Genomic DNA, 18,255 nt, shown 5'->3' on the forward strand with positions numbered 1-18,255 from the left:
CATGTGTTATATCCCGCAAGGTCATTCTTCTATAAATGATTCTTTCATTCAGATTTCTTTCATTATATCACACACCGGTCATCAATCGACACGTAAATTTTCATCGCTATATTCCGCCTCATCCTGTTTCATCATCAATGGCCCAGTAAAATTCGATGCAGCCATTTCGGTGTTGCCGTTAGCGCCAAAGCGCCTAAATATGACATACACACCGCACATACATAGAGGGCAATAACTGCCGGTACCGTATAAGCAAAGTTCATCTTCGTCATCCATGCGGTAACTATAATAAGCATAAAGGGATGAATTAAATAAATGCCATAGGAATGCTCTCCTAACTGCTCCCATACGGCCCTAGCCGTATCCGAAATCGGCGATGCCTGAAAATAAAAGAGGAAGAAAAGCGTTCCTGCTCCGGTATACACCATGCCCATCGGGCTCAGCTGATGAATGGTATAAATAGCTTCCAACAAGGTATAGTGCCACTCATTCATAACGTAGTAATACCCGCCCAGCATAGCCATGATCGACAAGGCGAACACCGTGGTCAACACAACGCGCCATCGCCAAAACAACGCGGGAATCACTTCATACTTTTCAGCTAATACCGCTCCCAACAAGAAAATCCACACATAATGAGCCACCCAGTAATTAAGGCGCATAGAGTATGCATACTGCAATGCCGGATTTTCAAAGACAATGTGTCCACCAAAATAGGCAAAGTAAAAGTTAAACGCCGTTTGCCCAATAAAAATCACTGACAGCCATAGCACTGGATGAGGCAAAATGGCGCGCACTATAACGCGCCACACAGGCATGAGCAAATAAAACCACAGCAAGATAACCATAAAATATAAATGGTAATAACCATTGCCGAAAAACAAAGTAGGCAGTAGATAACGCGGTAGCAAACCGTCCCAGCTATGCATGGTAAGGCCACTGTAAATAATATACAGCAACGACCAAGCTAAATACGGCCACAGCACAACCTGTATACGGCGACGCAAAAAGGCACCGTACGAGAAGGGTACATCTACCGGAGTGTGGTAGAATAAGCCGAATGCCGACAAGAAGAAAAATGCCGGCACCGAAAAGCGTGACAAAATTTCCAGCACACTGATGAGTTGCGGATTGGCCGCCGGATTTAAAAGAGCAATCGACCCGACATGGATAGTGATGACGCCGAGCATACACAGCCCGCGCATGTAGGTGATTTCCGGCAAAAAGGGGCGCTTCATACAACTCCTCCTTACTGCTCTTTCGTTACAGGTACGGCTTGGGATACACCGGCTGCTTCACCGTTTTGTGCCGCTTTAGCCGCTGCTTCTGCTTTGGCTTTCGCTTCCTGTTCGGCTTTTTCACGGGCGATGCGTTCACGTTCAGCAGCTTCCCGCGCTAAGCGAATTTCTTTCTGTAACGGCACAACCGGTTCATCATACACACTGATATCCGTTTCGAACAAGCGTCCCCACGGGAAGCGAGCCGATACACGACGAGGATCAACGCCTAAATATTTATCTGCAAAATCCTGTATACGTTCTACTAAGTATTCCTGTAATTTTTCGTTAAGCGTACCGGTATAACGTACATTATCCGTGCGAATCGAATCTTGCATGCGGTAAATATCCTTGCGGATGTTCGCCTGATATGCCCAGTTATCCAAATACTGCTGTGTCAGCATATCTTGATGTGCCTGCGACGACATAGCCTTACCTAATACGCCCTGTGCAATCGCATAACCTACGGTGTTGCTCGCCGTATTCCAACCATTATAGGCATCCAGTTTGTAGAGCAAGCCCCGTTTGTACAAACCATATACCAGCGTATTGTCCGAACCGTTGGAGTACGCTATATCCGCAAGACTGACCGGCACACCTTCATTAACCGCTGTTTCTACCTGATCCAGGAATGCATTGGTGCTCTTAGAAATCATTGGGAAATTTTCAAAGGCTTCCGATTCGCCCGTCACCTTGCCCAGCGGCGTATTAACTGCCAACAAAATATCCGGTCGACCATTGACGGTCATCGTACCGCCTACCGCTTCAATATGTTCGGCAATCGTCTTGTCAATCGTTTGATCTTCGTAATGTGGCAAGGTTTCACCGCCACCGCCTAAGGGATAGATAACCTCAAAGGATGGTGAGGTCCCTTGTTTATCTACATACGCTCTGGCCATAAGAAGTAATCCCAGCTGATCTGCTCCGGGGAAACTACCATACTGTTGTTTGGATAATCCCTTGCTGTACTGCTGTAAATAACGACTTTCCATGGCCGACTGCGACAACGAGCTGGTGTCGTCATGCCCCAGCGCAAAATATTTGAACACACCGCTGCGCGTAGCATCGATAAGCGCACGATTGACTGCCATATTCTTTTGACGGCGATTAAACCAGTCTTGTAAAAATTCTACCGGCACCGTCGCCTGCAAACTGAATAAATCCTTTTGTTCTTCTTCGCTCAGACCTTCAGAGTCTAATTTATCCTGTAGCGCAGCAATTCTAAAAATTGTCGGCCCATAGGAATCGTAATAGGATGGTTCTACCCCACCGCCGCTGGCACGAGGCGAACGCATGACCGTACCAAAAGCATAAATAGGTACGCGCGGATATTTTTTGTGCAACAATTCGATAGATTTGGTGCGATTCAATAACGTCGGCAATGCGAGATCATGTTTACGTGAATCAACAAGACCACCGTAAATTAAAGTATCTGTACTGAGCACCATAATATCGGCACGTGCTGCATTTTCATCGACCCAAGACCAAATCTGATCGGCTTCCCCATGATAATTACTACCGGAGATTAAATGCTCCGGCGGAGTAATCACCGTATATCCGGCACCGCGTGCCGTGTCTACCGTATAGGACAGACTTACCGGTCGATTATCCTGCGGCACATACAATATTGTTTCTGCCTGCGCCGTCGAGCTTCCCCACAAGACGGCCGTTGCCAGCACACCGGCCAGCATGGAAAGATATCTTCCCACGTATCTCAACTCCTTTATCACCTATATCGTGTTGGTTATTAGTATTTTATTATTATACCATTTTCACAACAGTTGCGAAAATCCAAATCTATCTGTCTCATCATATACTGTCTATAAAAACAGTATCCTCATTGCATCGCATCTTCCTTGCATATACCGATTGCCACAATAGGTACAATCTACAACGAAGAAAATGTAACTAATAAACACGCGGTAAGCTCCATTCATAACGAATGGCTGCCGTGCGAATAAGAAACACGGTTATAAAGGAACCATATGAAGCATATAGCCATGCACCGTCATAACCAAATACGTAATAAACGGCACTGCCGATAATAGCCGGCAACGCATACACTTCTTCCCGAAGCACCGACGGCACACGTTGAGCCAATACATCACGAATCATTCCGCCACCGACGGCTGTTAAAATTCCCAGTATCATACAAAAAATCGGATATTGCGGATATGCATATACACCCACACTGGTGCCCGTCACCGTAAACGACGCCAGACCAATCGTATCCGCCGTTAAATATATACGGCGCACCCAACGCGTTGACATATGATGATCCTGTTTCGAGCGATACACCATAAACACCGCTATTGTCACCGCCAACGTGAGCAGTACGTAAAATCCCGTCTGCAATGAATTAGGCGGGAAGTGTCCTACTAATATATCACGCACAATACCGCCACCGATAGCCGTGGCCAAAGCCAGCACGAACATACCAAAAATATCCATGCGTCGTGACACCCCAACTAATGCACCGGAAATAGCAAAGGCAATAGTGCCTACAATTTCAAACGAAGTCCATAAGAATTCCATAGTTACCTCATCAGTATATCCAGATAATTACTTCTCAAAACGGTTCGTACGTTCATATTATAATAACATATGATTCGCTGTGTATATGCTCTCCACCTACTCGATAACATATTGTACGATTTACTATAGCATATCCGTATCAGGTAGACAACAAAAAAGCGCTTCGCCTGCATCATAACCTAATTTGTTATAATACAAACGAAGCGCTATAGATCCCGTGAAAATGGCGGAGAAGGAGGGATTTGAACCCTCGCGCCGGTTTTGCCGACCTACCGCATTTCGAGTGCGGACCCTTCAGCCACTTGGGTACTTCTCCGTGCTGCGCGCCGCTCTTTGAAAAAGTCTTTCATAATCTGACTGCATTCATCAGCCAATACACCGGCTACTACCTCGGGCTCATGATTTAATCCCGGGTGGCTCAGTACATTGAATAAAGACTCAACGGCACCGCCCTTGTAATCGCTACTGCCATATACCACCTTGTCCAGACGACTGTTGATAATGGCACCGGCGCACATCGGACACGGCTCTATAGTAACATAAAGCGCGCATCCGGTCAACCGCCAACGTGAAAGTAATTCGCAAGCTTCGCGGATGACTAGCATTTCCGCATGTGCCGTTGCATCATGGTCAATTTCACGTCGATTATGATGACGTGAAATAATCTGTCCCTCGTGCACCAGCACAGCACCGATAGGAATTTCCCCCATCGCATAGGCCTTGCGGGCCTCCGCCAACGCTTCACGCATATAGTCTTGATCTGTCATTACCGATCTCGTTGTTCTTTTGACACTAATACATATTAGTCAACAACGGCAATAACTTCGACTTCTACTTGGAAGTTAGCCGGTAATTCTTTAACAGCTACGCAGCTACGTGCCGGTTTGCTGGTAAAGTAATCAGCATAAATAGCATTAAATTTGGCAAAGTCATTGATGTCTGCCAAGAAGCAAGTCGTCTTTACAACCTTGGAGAAGTCTGTACCGGCTTCCTTCAAAATAGCTTCGATATTTTTCATAGCCTGCAAGGTTTGCGCCTCTACGCCTTCTTGCAATGTGCCGGTAGCCGGATCAATGCCCCCCTGACCGGAAATAAATACAAAGCCATTCGCTACAATTGCCTGGGAGTATGGTCCCAAAGCCTTCGGTGCCTGTTCTGTGTGAACTGTTTTCATGCGTATCAAAACTCCTTTCGCAGGTTCCCCTACAACAATAAATTTATACGTCTATTGTACTCGAAATTTATAAAATATACAACGCAATATTCATTTTTATTAATTTATAAATAAGCTAAAATCATTAATAATCCCGTTCCATAGGTTACCATCATTATCGGTTGGCATTACTACGTGTTTCAGATAGAATACAATTATAGATATTCGTAAATAAGAAGGAGCCCTTTTATGAACACCCAATCAAATGAACGCATCATCTATACGCACTCGTTAACACTGCCTCGCTTGGGACCGCTCACGCTTTACAGCGACGGTACTCACCTCATCGGCCTTGCCATGCCCACACAAAAATATGATACTATCGGGGCTGCCCAATATATTTCTAAGACTTTACCTATTTTTGAGGAAACAGAAGCTTGGCTTCACGCCTATGAAGAGGGAAATGATCCCGGTCCCGTGCCGCCTTTACAACCGGAAGGAACCGACTTTCGAAAAAGAGTATGGCATGCGCTTTTAACAATTCCTTACGGCCGGTTAACAACCTATGGTGATTTAGCCACAGTCGTTTACGGCAACAAATGCGGTGGCTTGTCAGCCCGCGCAATAGGCGGTGCTGTAGGTCACAATCCAATTCCTATCATCATTCCCTGCCATCGCGTCATCGGCCATGATGGTTCGCTCACCGGGTATACGGGCGGATTAGATATCAAGATACGACTTCTCGAACTGGAACACCTTACCGTAACCGATAACCAGGTTATATCACCGCCGCTTATTTCAACAGCTTCGTTAATAACGGAGACATAACATCTCTTTCTGCATCAGGTGTAATCATGAGGTAAGCAATCGGTGTTTGCGGTGCTGCAGCTACGGCAGCACCTACGTAGTACGGCAAAAGGATGCCTTTCGTATGTACTTGGACACGTGTGCCCGTGACAAAGGTATCATATTGTTGTCCATGCATCAACTTCACCGGTTCCTGATCTCGCAGCGTCACCGTCGTATCACTGTTAGTACCTGTCTTTACAGCCTGCATTGTCTGCCAAGCAGCCAATGCTTCATCACTATTTTGCCATGCCTCGCTGAGTCGCTGTGAAATTACGGATGCCACTTCCGGACGCAAGCGCCATGCACCGTCATTATCTGTCGTTCCGGCTAATGCATACAACGAACCACCGAGTACACCTAGTTGTAACCCTTCAGGCAAATAATTCTTCATCTTGCCTGCCATGGCATCGGCTAACATATCCGGTGTAACTCTCGCTTTTACCATCCATGCCGTATAGTGGCGATCGTTTTTTGTTTTCTGTAGCTGATATACATCAATATCGCCATTGGCAATCATCTGTGCGATTTGCATGCCCCGTTTTTCTTTATCCGTATTATGCACTGCCGCTACACTGCCAATATATTCATCAACAACTTGTTTTATGATGGGTGACATATCTGACTGAGAGAGCTTACGCACTGTTACCCCCTCCTCAGCCAGCACGTTCAAGCCCGGTTCCTGCGCCGTTACCGATGTAGCCTCGCCACGCATAACGGCACCCAAATCAATCGTCCGTGCCGAATCGTTATCGGCTGCCCACACGGCCGGTGCAGCGATTGCTGTCGTTACACCCCCGATAAGCAATAATCGTTTCCATTGTATACGCATCTCAATCATCCTTTCAAAATTATTCAGTCTTTATTGTTTCACTTGCCATAATTCGTTCATCTGTTGTTGCCAATACTCATAATCCGAGTCGTTGGTAAGAACGCTCATTGAGGTAATACCATTTTTCTCATAGCGTTCCAATGTAAGTAATCCCAACGGAAATACGAAGCCATCTACATCCAATGCTCCTCGTTGGGTAGATAGAAACCCTTTGCCCAGTTCAGTCTGTACCGGTGCACCAAAATTAATATCATATTGATGCCAATGCATATTTTTCAAAAGGTCAAGACCCGCCTGTGCTGCACGGCGTTCTCCCTCCTTCATCGGTTCGCCTATAGTACCGCGATCACGTTCATCGACGTACCATTCACCTAAATACACCAATGCATTGCGTCCCGTATCTAATACTTGATACGCTTTATATGCATCATCCACCGTCTTAGGACTTTCCTTGTCATTTAAGTAATCCTTATGCGCTAAGTAATAGCCAAACGGACTATATTGTTGCGGGTATGCCGGCTGTAATTTCCATAACGCATCCAAGTCACCACGCAAGGTAGTTACATACTGTTCCAACCCTTTTACACGCTGTATAAATCGACTATAGTCTTCGGCAGTGAGTTTATGTGTCGTCTCTTTTGTAGATGCACCGGCGACTGACGATGGCGAAGCAGCACTTTCCCGTTCCTTTTCCAAGGTCGTTGTCAATGTAGCAATCCCCTTTTGTGCATCCGTCATGCTATCATCAACAACTTCCTTGGCCATATCCATGAGCGGCATAATGTTTCCGTCTGTAAGGTCTTCCACTACAAAGGCTGTGTGCAAACCAGCCTTATCTTCGCCACGCAGCTGATGATACTGTGTCTTGGATTGTACCTTAGCCAATTCATTGAGCAACTTTTTTAGTTTTACCGGTACATCGCCGGGTAACGGAGGCACCGTGGTCTGCATATTTTGAAGCGTTTTCTTATCCGCCGCATCATAGCTGACCGTAGTCACCGTCATTCCCTTCGGTAAGGGAAGTACCTGACCGTCAATCGTCGTCAGGCTCACGCCGGAGGTAGTAATGTTCGGTGATACCGTCTTTGTAACCGGTGTTGATATATCTTGGCTGCCCGTCTGTATTCCCGTCGCATCTGCCGCATATAGATGTCCGCCCATGGATACAATCGCAGCTGCCGTTACAGCCAGTGCTATTTTTTTACTTTTACACGACCACAGATTGCGTCTCTTCATCACGGTTGATGTATGTAATTGTTTCATACTATCCCTCCTTAACCCTTATAACATTACCCGCATCAATCACTCTTAGTATACTGTAAAATCCGCCTCGTATGTAGTTCTACTATGACAGGCTTAGATTTTACTTTTCTCTGAAAGTAAGTTACAATGATAATCGAATTGCTCAATTACAATGAGTAGCAAGTACTAACGTTCTCGGTGCAGTTATACAGCACCCACTTTATATTACAGTATATTGATGTAAAATGAATCCTTCATGATACAAACATGATACAAAGGAGATTATCATTATGACCTTCCCTCAGTTTATTCGACTCGTCCGTCCCCGTACGCTGACGGCAGCCTTTAGCCCGGTAGTACTGGGAGCTGCGTATGCCTATGCCAGTCATACCCCGGCACACCCCATCGCTGTATGCTTAGCCTATACGCTTATGGTATTAGCTTGTGTAATATCCGCACAAATGGCGGCCAATATGTGGAACGAGTATTTCGATTTTAAGTCCGGCCTTGATTTAAATCAGGCTATCGGCAACAGTGGCTCCATTGTCCGCGAAGGCATTGCACCTTCACAGATTAAACGGCTCGCTGTATCCTTTACGATTTTCCCCTTGTGCTTAGGGTTTTTCCTATCCGCCTTGGTAACCTGGTGGTTTATCCCTGCCGGCATACTCTGCATCTTAGTAAGCCTACTTTACTCCGGCGGTCCTAAACCATTATCCCGCACGCCCTTTGGCGAAGTGGCCTCTGGTTTAGCTATGGGGTTTGCCATCGTGATGATTACTGCCTTTGTCTGGACCGATGCATTGACCTGGGATTTACTAATTCCTGCTGTTCCTTCTACAATTCTCATCGGTACTATCATGATGACTAATAATCTACGTGATTTCAATAATGATAAAGCGCACGGCCGTCGTACCTTGGTCATTTGTATCGGCAAGTCTGCCGGTATTCAGCTTTTGGCCATTCTATTTGCCTTTTGCAATGCTTGGCTCGTAGGGTTTGCTTTTGCCGGACTCATCTCTTGGTGGTCGCTAGCAGCGGTCGTATATACTGTTCCGGCTATGCGCGCCGTGCGTATTCTCGATCGGTATGCCGACTCCATCAACATGGATGCGGCCATGAAATTTTCTGCTATGGGTACTACTGTATATCATATTCTCTTCGCGGCAGGTCTTCTCATCGGCCACTAACAATCTAATAATTCACAAATATAAAGCCCCGATATCCGACTTCGCATCTTTCAAAGAAAACCAAGTCGAATACCGGGGATTTTATTATACATTATTAAGTATACTATTTATTGCTGTTCTTACTACTATTCTTATTGCTGTTCCCATTCCGTGTGGAAGGTGCCTTCCTTATCCACGCGCTGATAGGTATGGGCACCGAAAAAGTCGCGCTGCGCTTGAATCATATTTGCCGGCAACACACCGCGGCGATAGCTGTCGTAATAATCCAAGGACGACGAGAAAGCCGGTGTTGGAATGCCGTATCGTTTGGCAGCAATAACCGCTTCGCGCCAGTTGTCCTGATGCGTTTCAATAGCCTCTTTAAAGAATGGATCTAAGAGCAGGTTTGCCAAATCGGGGTTATTAGTAAAGGCACGCTTGATATCCTCCAAGAATACTGCACGAATAATACAGCCGCCACGCCATAAAAGAGCCATATCTCCAAAGTTAATCGTCCAACCATATTCATGAGCCGCTGCTTTGATAAGAGCAAATCCCTGTGCGTAGGAGCAAATCTTCGATGCATACAAAGCGGAGTGAATCGCTTCGATAAGTGCCTTCTTGTCACCATCAAAGGTAGCGCTAGGACCGCGCAATACCTTAGCCGCTTCTACACGTTCCTCTTTGTACGCCGACATGCCGCGAGCAAATACAGCTTCTGCAATTGTCGGAATCGGCACACCCAAATCAAGACCTTCTTGGCTTGTCCATTTACCTGTACCTTTTTGTCCTGCCTTATCAAGAATGCATTCTACTAAAGGCTTTCCGCTGTCCTTATCTTTGACATGCAAAATCTTAGCGGTAATTTCAATCAAATAGGAATCGAGAATGCCTTTATTCCATTCTTCAAATACATCGCCGATTTCATCATCGCTCATGCCCAACAATTCCTTCATCATGAAGTAGGCTTCGGAAATAAGCTGCATATCGCCGTATTCAATACCGTTGTGAACCATCTTTACATAATGACCGGCACCGTCATCACCGACATAACTGCAGCACGGTCCATCGGCAACCTGTGCCGCTATGGCCGTAAATATCGGAGCTAACTCTTCATAAGATGCACGGGTGCCACCCGGCATAAGACTTGGTCCGTTCAAGGCACCTTCTTCACCGCCGGATACACCAACACCGAGGTAACGGAAACCTTTAGCTTCCAGTTCTTTACAACGTCGACGAGTGTCGGCAAAGTACGAGTTACCACCATCAATCAAAGTATCGCCCGGTTCCAAGTACGGCAAAAAGGCCTGAATCATGTCGTCTACCGGCTGACCCGCCTTCACGAGGAACATAATCTTACGCGGCTTAGCCAGCATATGTACCAATTCTTCCGGAGTCATAGCGCCTCCGATAGTACCTTCATCACCGTAATTCGCCACAAAATCCTTCGTCTTTTGCGGGGTGCGGTTGTATACGGCGATGGAAAAACCGTGGCGAGCAATGTTACGCGCTAAATTTTGCCCCATAACAGCTAAGCCGACCAACCCGAATTCATATTTCATCTCTGTCATGTGAATCCTCCTTTTGTTCATGGTGTAACGCCAAGTCGCGCGCTCGACAAATCACGGCTTTAAATACCGGTGGTATCAGTTCGTCCGTCAAATGATAGGCGATGCGTCGTCCTACGATGACACCTTTGTTACTGTAAAACCAGGAAAAGTAATACTCCTTTAAATCTTTATATTGTCTGTCGGATATATGTGATAGACGCCGCGGTGATATTTGCGTACGCTGCACTGACAGTTTTGCCAGCCCTCGCTTGAGCATATCCCGCGTCACCGTACCGTGACCGTCCTCCACCAAATCCGCTACAATCTTATCTAATATATCACGCCGTTTGCGCCCTAGCAAGTGAGTTACAATTTCTGATTCAAAGCATAGCGTGTCCGTAAAAAAAATATTCTTAGAATTGCGACTATACTTCTCGGACACATCTTGATCATACAGCACTACCGTAGGGATGGAAAACCTTCGGAACAGCTTAGCCAGTTTACTGATGGACGACTCACCGCGCGCATTAATCAAACAAATCCCATAGTAATCAAAATCAACTCCGATATGTTCGCCAAAACCACGAAAGCTGCCGTATTCCGTTTCCCCTTCCACCAAGATAATTGCCCGCGCATACAAGGCTTCTTTAGCCTCCGGAAAATGCATAATCAAATGTTTTTCCAGTTCTCGGGGAAAGAAAAAACTGGCACCGCAGGCGGTAGCGATATGACCGTTTGTATCCCGATAAAAACGAATGATATTGCGGTAATCATCAATCAGAGCATCCGTGGCATGGGTAACAATAAAAAGCTGTCCCCGCAAACCATCAATGCCGAAAAGTCCCTTCAAAAGAGACGAAAAGGAACTGCTCTCGTTAGACAGTAGTTTGCGGTAGCAACTAAGCACGGCACGCTGTAAATATGGGTTCAGGCGAATTTCCGGTTCATCCACACTGACCAACAGCGGCAAGTAACACCGATCACCGGATACATACACCAGTGATTCGCGCAAATTAGCGGCCATACTTTGACTGCGTTCATATAAATATGCCAACATCTTTAATTGCACAACCAACAACAGTTGCTCCGTATCCGGCGTATACCCACAATCGGACATGCGCTCATGATACGCCAGCATCGTCAATAATCGTTCCATCAAAGAAATACCTGCCGGCACATATCCACGACATAAATCTACCGGTGCCGTCAAAACGGATAGAGATATGGATTCGCCGACTAACCATTGACAGCCTTTTTCTGCAGAATCAGGCAGTCCCTTGGGACTTAAAAATTGATGTAACTGCTTTTCCAATCCCGCCAGGGTAGACTGCCGAATTTCATACAATGACGCAATCGACGTATCACGATGGGACACATAGCAAATTTTGCGGAACAATGCTAAGGGCAGAGGCCGACGCTTTGTATCCGTCTGTCGATACAGTCGCGGATACACCTCCTGTAAGAGTTGTTCGGCAACCAACGTGATCGTATTCACCGTTCTGTCGTCTTCATCCCAATAGGTGCCCTGCTCCGCTTCTTCCAATTCGATTTCCATCGTTATACGGATAGGCTTATGGATTTCAAAAAAATCCTTTTCATCAAATCCCTTCGTATTGGCCAAAATTGACAATAAATCCAACAGATTAGATTTACCGATGGCATTTTCACCGACAAAATAATTATACTGCTTATGAAATTGCACCGTTACCTCTTGCAGGTTGCGGTAGTTTTCAACGCGAATCCATTGTAAAAACATAGTGTCACCTAATCTCTGTAGTAGTATTAAGTCGTAGTAAAATCGTAATGCATGTTCCCCCTCTATGAAAACACGTTCACTCTATGATTGCCGTCCCGTGGCATGACGCTCCTTTAAGCGCGCCAACATAACGGATGACGTAAACATAATAATCCCGCCGGCAACAGTAATCCAAGATAATGTTTCATCAAAGATGAGAAAGCCCCAAAAAGAATTAAAAAACACCCCGATGTATTGCATAAACTGAGCTACTACGGCATTCGTAGCTACAAAGGCACCGGTTAAAAAGAACTGGGCAAATACCGAAATTGCTCCGATAATAATGATAATGCCCGACTGTCGCATATCAGGCACCACAAAGTTAGGCCCCATCAGAATGCCCCCTACCAACATAGTGGTAAACAGGAAATAAAACATGATTTCATAGGTTCCATGTCCACCTTGGATACTGATTTTACGAATTGTCGTATACGCAGCCGCCGAAAAAGCAGCCCCGCCAATAGCATATAGGGAGTACCAATTAAACGTTGACATTGACCACGGATGAATCATAGCCGTAACGGCGCAAAAAATAGCTAACAGCCATTTTACAGATCCCTTCGGCAAGGCTTCCTTCAACACCAATGTACTAAAGATGAACACGAAAATACCGGACAACTGAAACAAAATCGATGCATCTGCCATATTCATATAGGCAAGGGCAATAAAATTCAATAATGTGCCTACCCCTCCGAAAATGCCGCGCCACATAAGAAGCCCGCGGTCCTTTGATGAAAAGGAAATACGCTTGACTCCCATATAAATAAGCACCGCTGCCGTACCGATAAGACCGCGGAAAAATGTAATTTCCGAAGCAGGCATGCCCTGCCCTAACATCTTAACAAATAAATTCATCACACTGAACGCCAGTGCCGATGTAATAGCAAAGAAAAACGCTTTTTTCATTATTTCGTAAATGCATCTACGAAAGCCAAGATTTCTTTACGCATTTCTTCCTTATCAATAGTGCGATCGAACCGAATCGGCGTATCCTGCAAAGCGGCTAACTGTTTCGGGAACGCTACGCCGGTCACCGCTGAAATGTGTTCCAGGCTTTCGTAAGGTGTACCTCCTTCCCGAATATCCAATGCTTCACAAAGCGCCGACGGAAATTTGAACGGATGGGCTGTCGCGGCAATAACCGTATGACAGGCACCCAGTTCCGGACGCTTGGCCAGTAATTTCATATACGCTCCCATGGCAACTGCTGTATGCGGATCCATAACATATCCATAGGAATTATAGACCTGTTCAATCACTGCTTTTGTTTCTTCATCATTAACATACGCGCCAGTAAATTCCCGTTGAATACGGCTTAATTCTTCTGTCGTTACACTGAGTTTACCGGATTTCTTAAGGCCTTCCATTTCAGCCTTAATGCGCACCGGATTTTCTCCGCACACATAGTATAAAAAGCGTTCAAAATTTGAGCTTTCCACAATGTCCATGGATGGTGACAGCGTCGTAAAGAACGGGCGTTTGCAATTATATGTACCAGTTTCGAAGAATTCGGTCAAAACATTATTCCTGTTGGATGCACAAATCAAATGACCGATAGGTACCCCCATCATTTTAGCGTAATAGGCCGCCAAAATATTACCAAAGTTACCGGTAGGCACAATGATATTGAACGCTTCATCTTCATGAATAGCTCCCTGCCCAACCAATTCCTCATAGGCTGCTACATAATATACTACCTGCGGTGCCAGACGACCGATATTGATGGAGTTTGCACTGGAAAACATTACGCCTTTATCTGCTACCGCTTGATTCACCTCTTCATTGACAAAGAGTCGTTTCAAAAATTGTTGTGCATCATCAAAATTTCCCCGAATAGCAGTGACATTCACATTGTCCCCGGTTTGCTTTTGCATCTGCTCCTGCTGCATGGGACTTACGCCGTCCGTCGGATAAAATACTTGAATATGTGTGCCCGGTACATCCTTAAAGCCTTCCAAAGCTGCCTTTCCCGTATCGCCGGACGTAGCTGTCAAGATGAGAACCTCTTTTGTTTCTCCTTCTTTCTCCTTAGCTGCGGTCAACAAATACGGAAACAACGATAACGCCATATCTTTAAAGGCCTGCGTGCGTCCGTGGAAGAGCTCCAGTACCGATACGCGTTCCAACAAGGAATGAAGCGGAGCAATGTCATCTGTACTGAAATTCTTTGTATTGTAAGCGGCATTAATCATATCTTTCAATTCTGCTTCTGTAAAATCCGTAAAGAATTTACTCAATACAATCGCCGCAATTTCCTGATAGCTTTTTCCTGCAATATCCTTATATGTAATACTGCACCGAGGGAAAGAAGCCGGCACATATAAACCGCCATCGGCGGCCAACCCGTTTAATAACGCATACGTTTCGCGCACCTTTTTATCACTGCGCGTGCTTGTGTAATTCATAAACTAACTCCTTTTTCTCTCATACCTATCGCCTGTAACGATATCCCATAGTTTTATCACACCCTATATAAGTTGACATCGCCTGTGTCTAGTAAAAATACGTCCTGCCTTCACATCAGTCTAACCTGTTTTAGTATAGTCGTGTGATATCTATTTCATTATATCTAAAATACATAGCTTGCGCCAGTCGTCCCTAGGTACATCTTTCATAATGTCTATGAGGTTAATTAGTGATCTACTACTTCTTATATCCGTTAGCACTCAAATTACTTTTTATACTGCAGTTACCGTTAGTTCTTTCAATTACGCATTATATATCTGCATCACCATAAAATGCACCCTCTCGGGTGCCTGTAAAATTTGACAAAACACATTGCGTGTTACATAATATAAACAAAGACGAGATACTAAAGCGTTCTGCAAGGCGCGAGCTCGTCCCTCAAAGTAAATTCTAATTGAAGAAACGGTCGCGTCCTACTGAATGCGGCCTTTTTTCATGCCGCTAAGATGATTATCTTGCCGCCATGATAATGGTAGCAACTAAAATACCAAATGCTATCATGAGAGATAGCACTTCATATATTCTCATCACTTACCACCGCCCTTCATACGAAGGACAAGCACGCTACGCTTTTGTATCTCGTTATACTTATTGTACCGCATACCGCCTTGAGCGGTTTTTTTCTATTTTCCCCGCAGTAAACCGTGCTAACGTATCTAGCAACTTTTCCAGGATGAGATATTGCCTATCTGTGTCACCGCATCATCATAGCTAATATACATCGTCATTGCATCACCTCCTAAAAATGGGTATGAAAAAACCGCCTACTCAAAAGGCGGCTAATGCATTTTATCATCCTCCGTTACAATATGTAAATGTAATTGGAAGCTCTTTATTTTTATTTTTTTCAATAATTACACGGCTTATAGCTCTTAGGGCCCACACATCTGATACACTTTTGCTTGATTTTTCTATAGTAGATTCATTGACATTATCAAAGTCGACACAAAAGATGCCATCTTTTGTGTCGTTGAAACCGAAAACGTACCAAGCTTTATTCAATTGATTCTTTATCAATTTTGCCGACACTATCAATTTCCATCCTCCTAGAAGAACTACATTAAGCTTATTCCGATTGTATTTTCTATAAAAACGTGCACATAACTATTCTCTTTAAATTCTATCTCCTTTTCGCACTTCTTGCAATAAATAGTAATTTTTTTAGATATACCAAGCAACAAATAAAAAAAAAGCGAATCTCCTAAGAAATTCGCTTATCTATCAAAGTGGTGGACCACCAGGGGTTCGAACCCTGGACACCCTGATTAAGAGTCAGGTGCTCTGCCAGCTGAGCTAGTGGTCCTCATGACATCGACTATTATATACGGAAATGCCCTGTCTTGTAAAGACCTAATTTAAACTTTTTCAAATTCTTTTTAATAGTACCGCTTTTTTCGCTTCAAACTCCTCTTCGGTTAGAATCTGAAGATCATAGAGCTCCTTTAATTTTTTTAACTCTTCATATACGTCTTCCCCATCAGCCACTGATGCAGCAGACGTTAATGACGCTGAGTGTACCGTTGCCGATTCGCCTTGCTGCCCATCTATCTCAGTTGCTACATTTGCTTTTAATGCGATGTCTTCTGTTCCCGGCAATCGTGCGTCTATCCAAGTTTTCGCATTGTCACAAACACCGCGACGCAACACATCCGTTGTAAACAAAGTCCCCTCATTCCCTTGTATGAGCAGCACTCCGTGCGTATTACTTACTGCCTTATATTCTACCGTTCGTACATCTCGATTTTGAAACGAACCGCGCATACCATACCGCCCTTGATATTCAATAGTGCCGGTAGAAGGTGTAAAAATTAATGTTATCCCGTCAATGCGACTTCCCGGTGAATATGTTTCTGCATCAGCTGCCTTTGATGATTTAAAAAAGTCAAAGAATCCCATACATACCTCCTAGCCTATATCCGCATATGCATTGCTTCCGCAAACTACGTCTATCTTACCGCTTCCAACGGCTCATCGTTTTCCCGATTTTAATTGCTTTACAACGACTTTCCCTCTTGTTACTTTTCTTAATTATATCATATTCTTTTTTAGATGTTGTAACTCTCTCTCATTTGCCTCTTTACAAACCTTAACTTTCACGATATACTACTGTCCATAGGACAACAACATATTTTTTATCGAGAGCGATGGAGGGACTGGCCCTATGAAATCCGGCAACCATTCGATGGTGCTAATTCCTGCGGTGTAGACCGAGAGATAAACTTGTACATACAACGATGACTCGGCGTACGCAGTCATCGCTTTTTTTATGAGAAAGAAGGAGGATTCCCATGAAAAAATTATTTGCTTTAGCCGCCACGGTTGTACTTGGTGGGGCCCTATTATTATCCGGTTGTGGCAGCGACAAAACCGCATCAGCCGGTGGCGATCAGAAACAAGTAACCTTAACTATCGGAGCATCTCCGGTGCCCCATGCTGAAATTTTAGAGCAAGTAAAACCAATTCTTGCTAAAGAAGGCATCAACTTAAAAGTAATTGAATTTACTGATTATGTAAAACCGAATATGGCGCTTAACGATAAAGAGCTGGATGCCAACTTCTTCCAGCATGTACCGTACATGGAAAAATTTGCCAAAGAACACAATGAAAACTTAGCATCTGCCGGTTCCGTTCACGTTGAACCGATGGGCGTATACTCGTCTAAGATCAAAGACTTGAAAGAGTTGCCGGACGGTGCTAAAGTAGCCATTCCTAATGATCCTACTAACGGTGGTCGCGCACTTCTTCTCTTGCAAAAAGCCGGCCTCATTTCCTTAAAGGATCCCAAAAATATTACGGCTACTAAAGAAGATGTAGTAGACAACAAGAAAAATCTTCAGTTTGTAGAATTGGAAGCTGCACAATTGCCGCGTAGTCTTGATGATGTAACGGTTGCTGTTATCAACACCAACTTTGCATTGGAAGCCAACCTTAATCCGTTGAAAGATGCACTTGCCTTGGAAGATAAAGATTCCCCGTACGCTAATATCGTAGCTGTACGCAGCGGTGACCAAGATCGTCCGGAAATTAAAAAATTAATGGCTGCACTCCAGTCTCCGGAAGTAAAGAAATTCATCGAAGACAAATACAAAGGTGCTATTTTACCGGCCTTCTAAGGTCTTACCGGTAAATTCGGGTTATAGGACAAAAAGTGTGTGTGGATAACTCCAATTAATCCCAATACGTGGGAAGTTCCGTGGACATATGCAATTCATTCCAGGCAATTGCGTCACCCCATTTAGGTATGGTATTGTTCACACGGTTGTTGTTCCAAGTTATTTTCTTATAAATAGCAGATATACTTTCATCTGTAGGCATATCGTTTAATAGTTCTGAAAGAGAAAGCGGTCTTGGCGAATGCATATAGCACCACCAATAGACCGCTTTTAATCG

The 18,255-nt window shown here is 44.7% G+C and carries 17 protein-coding genes, 2 tRNA genes, 1 pseudogene and 1 riboswitch; of the genes and pseudogenes, 3 read left to right on the forward strand and 17 right to left on the reverse strand.

From position 1 onward, the window contains the following. Window positions 1-134: 134 nt before the first annotated feature. From G344_RS0105805 to G344_RS0105825, 6 genes are all read right to left on the reverse strand, one after another. Window positions 135-1,238, reverse strand: a complete 1,104-nt coding sequence (locus tag G344_RS0105805; RefSeq protein WP_028255388.1) for an acyltransferase — start codon at window positions 1,236-1,238, stop codon at window positions 135-137. 11 nt (window positions 1,239-1,249) lie between these two features. Beyond that, a complete protein-coding gene (locus G344_RS10805; protein WP_038155089.1) occupies window positions 1,250-2,968 on the reverse strand; it encodes a DUF4127 family protein in 1,719 nt (572 codons plus the stop codon). Between the two features lie 217 nt (window positions 2,969-3,185). Continuing rightward, window positions 3,186-3,812, reverse strand: a complete 627-nt coding sequence (locus G344_RS0105815) for a trimeric intracellular cation channel family protein (protein ID WP_028255389.1) — start codon at window positions 3,810-3,812, stop codon at window positions 3,186-3,188. A gap of 224 nt (window positions 3,813-4,036) precedes the next feature. After that, window positions 4,037-4,128, reverse strand: a tRNA-Ser gene (locus G344_RS0105820). Continuing rightward, window positions 4,082-4,579, reverse strand: coding sequence for a tRNA adenosine(34) deaminase TadA (gene tadA / locus G344_RS11710; RefSeq protein WP_071838099.1), 498 nt, complete (start codon window positions 4,577-4,579; stop codon window positions 4,082-4,084). The genes G344_RS0105820 and tadA overlap by 47 nt, the downstream gene beginning before the upstream one ends. A gap of 35 nt (window positions 4,580-4,614) precedes the next feature. Continuing rightward, a complete protein-coding gene (locus tag G344_RS0105825; protein ID WP_028255390.1) occupies window positions 4,615-4,986 on the reverse strand; it encodes a RidA family protein in 372 nt (123 codons plus the stop codon). Between the two features lie 228 nt (window positions 4,987-5,214). Here G344_RS0105825 and G344_RS10810 point away from each other — a divergent pair, with 228 nt between their 5' ends. Further along, window positions 5,215-5,793, forward strand: a complete 579-nt coding sequence (locus G344_RS10810; RefSeq protein WP_051245794.1) for a methylated-DNA--[protein]-cysteine S-methyltransferase — start codon at window positions 5,215-5,217, stop codon at window positions 5,791-5,793. On the opposite strand, the gene G344_RS0105835 is transcribed toward G344_RS10810, so the two are convergent. Both G344_RS0105835 and G344_RS0105840 read right to left on the reverse strand, forming a co-directional pair. Beyond that, window positions 5,759-6,643 carry a hypothetical protein gene (locus G344_RS0105835; RefSeq protein WP_028255391.1) on the reverse strand — a complete coding sequence of 295 codons (885 nt, stop codon included), beginning with the start codon at window positions 6,641-6,643 and terminating at the stop codon, window positions 5,759-5,761. The two genes, G344_RS10810 and G344_RS0105835, sit on opposite strands and share 35 nt — an antisense overlap. Window positions 6,644-6,673: 30 nt before the next feature. Continuing rightward, window positions 6,674-7,906 carry a hypothetical protein gene (locus G344_RS0105840; protein ID WP_028255392.1) on the reverse strand — a complete coding sequence of 411 codons (1,233 nt, stop codon included), beginning with the start codon at window positions 7,904-7,906 and terminating at the stop codon, window positions 6,674-6,676. Between the two features lie 269 nt (window positions 7,907-8,175). Between G344_RS0105840 and G344_RS0105845 the strand changes: the two genes are divergently transcribed. After that, on the forward strand, window positions 8,176-9,075 hold the full coding sequence (locus tag G344_RS0105845) for a 1,4-dihydroxy-2-naphthoate polyprenyltransferase (protein ID WP_028255393.1): 900 nt from the start codon (window positions 8,176-8,178) through the stop codon (window positions 9,073-9,075). A 131-nt stretch (window positions 9,076-9,206) separates the two neighbouring features. Here the strand turns inward: G344_RS0105845 and gndA are convergent, their stop codons facing one another. The 8 genes from gndA to G344_RS0105880 form a co-directional block, all read right to left on the reverse strand. Beyond that, complete coding sequence (gene gndA / locus G344_RS0105850) at window positions 9,207-10,625, reverse strand: NADP-dependent phosphogluconate dehydrogenase (RefSeq protein WP_211219557.1); 1,419 nt, start codon at window positions 10,623-10,625, stop codon at window positions 9,207-9,209. Next, window positions 10,606-12,360: an ATP-dependent nuclease gene (locus G344_RS0105855; RefSeq protein ID WP_028255395.1), complete on the reverse strand. Its 1,755-nt coding sequence runs from the start codon at window positions 12,358-12,360 to the stop codon at window positions 10,606-10,608. Before G344_RS0105855 ends, gndA begins: the two co-directional genes overlap by 20 nt. An 81-nt stretch (window positions 12,361-12,441) precedes the next feature. Beyond that, window positions 12,442-13,305, reverse strand: a complete 864-nt coding sequence (locus G344_RS0105860; protein WP_038155080.1) for a DMT family transporter — start codon at window positions 13,303-13,305, stop codon at window positions 12,442-12,444. Beyond that, a complete protein-coding gene (gene thrC / locus G344_RS0105865) occupies window positions 13,305-14,804 on the reverse strand; it encodes a threonine synthase (protein ID WP_028255397.1) in 1,500 nt (499 codons plus the stop codon). Before thrC ends, G344_RS0105860 begins: the two co-directional genes overlap by 1 nt. Window positions 14,805-15,315: 511 nt before the next feature. Continuing rightward, window positions 15,316-15,393 carry a putative holin-like toxin gene (locus tag G344_RS12280; protein ID WP_353934434.1) on the reverse strand — a complete coding sequence of 26 codons (78 nt, stop codon included), beginning with the start codon at window positions 15,391-15,393 and terminating at the stop codon, window positions 15,316-15,318. A 264-nt stretch (window positions 15,394-15,657) separates the two neighbouring features. Next, a complete protein-coding gene (locus G344_RS0105870; protein WP_028255398.1) occupies window positions 15,658-15,900 on the reverse strand; it encodes a hypothetical protein in 243 nt (80 codons plus the stop codon). Between the two features lie 192 nt (window positions 15,901-16,092). Next, a tRNA-Lys gene (locus G344_RS0105875) sits at window positions 16,093-16,168 on the reverse strand. A gap of 62 nt (window positions 16,169-16,230) precedes the next feature. Continuing rightward, a complete protein-coding gene (locus tag G344_RS0105880; protein WP_028255399.1) occupies window positions 16,231-16,761 on the reverse strand; it encodes an SHOCT domain-containing protein in 531 nt (176 codons plus the stop codon). 233 nt (window positions 16,762-16,994) lie between these two features. Continuing rightward, window positions 16,995-17,086, forward strand: a riboswitch (SAM riboswitch). A gap of 67 nt (window positions 17,087-17,153) precedes the next feature. On the opposite strand from G344_RS0105880, the gene G344_RS0105885 reads away from it, so the two are divergent. Next, entirely contained in the window at window positions 17,154-17,978 is an 825-nt protein-coding gene (locus G344_RS0105885; protein ID WP_028255400.1) for a MetQ/NlpA family ABC transporter substrate-binding protein, read from the forward strand. A gap of 55 nt (window positions 17,979-18,033) precedes the next feature. Here G344_RS0105885 and G344_RS11715 read toward each other — a convergent pair. Next, a pseudogene (locus G344_RS11715) lies at window positions 18,034-18,255 on the reverse strand (IS256 family transposase); the annotation flags it as partial.

The sequence above is a fragment of the Veillonella magna DSM 19857 genome (assembly GCF_000428745.1).
GTDB classification, from domain to species: Bacteria; Bacillota; Negativicutes; order Veillonellales; family Veillonellaceae; genus Veillonella_A; species Veillonella_A magna.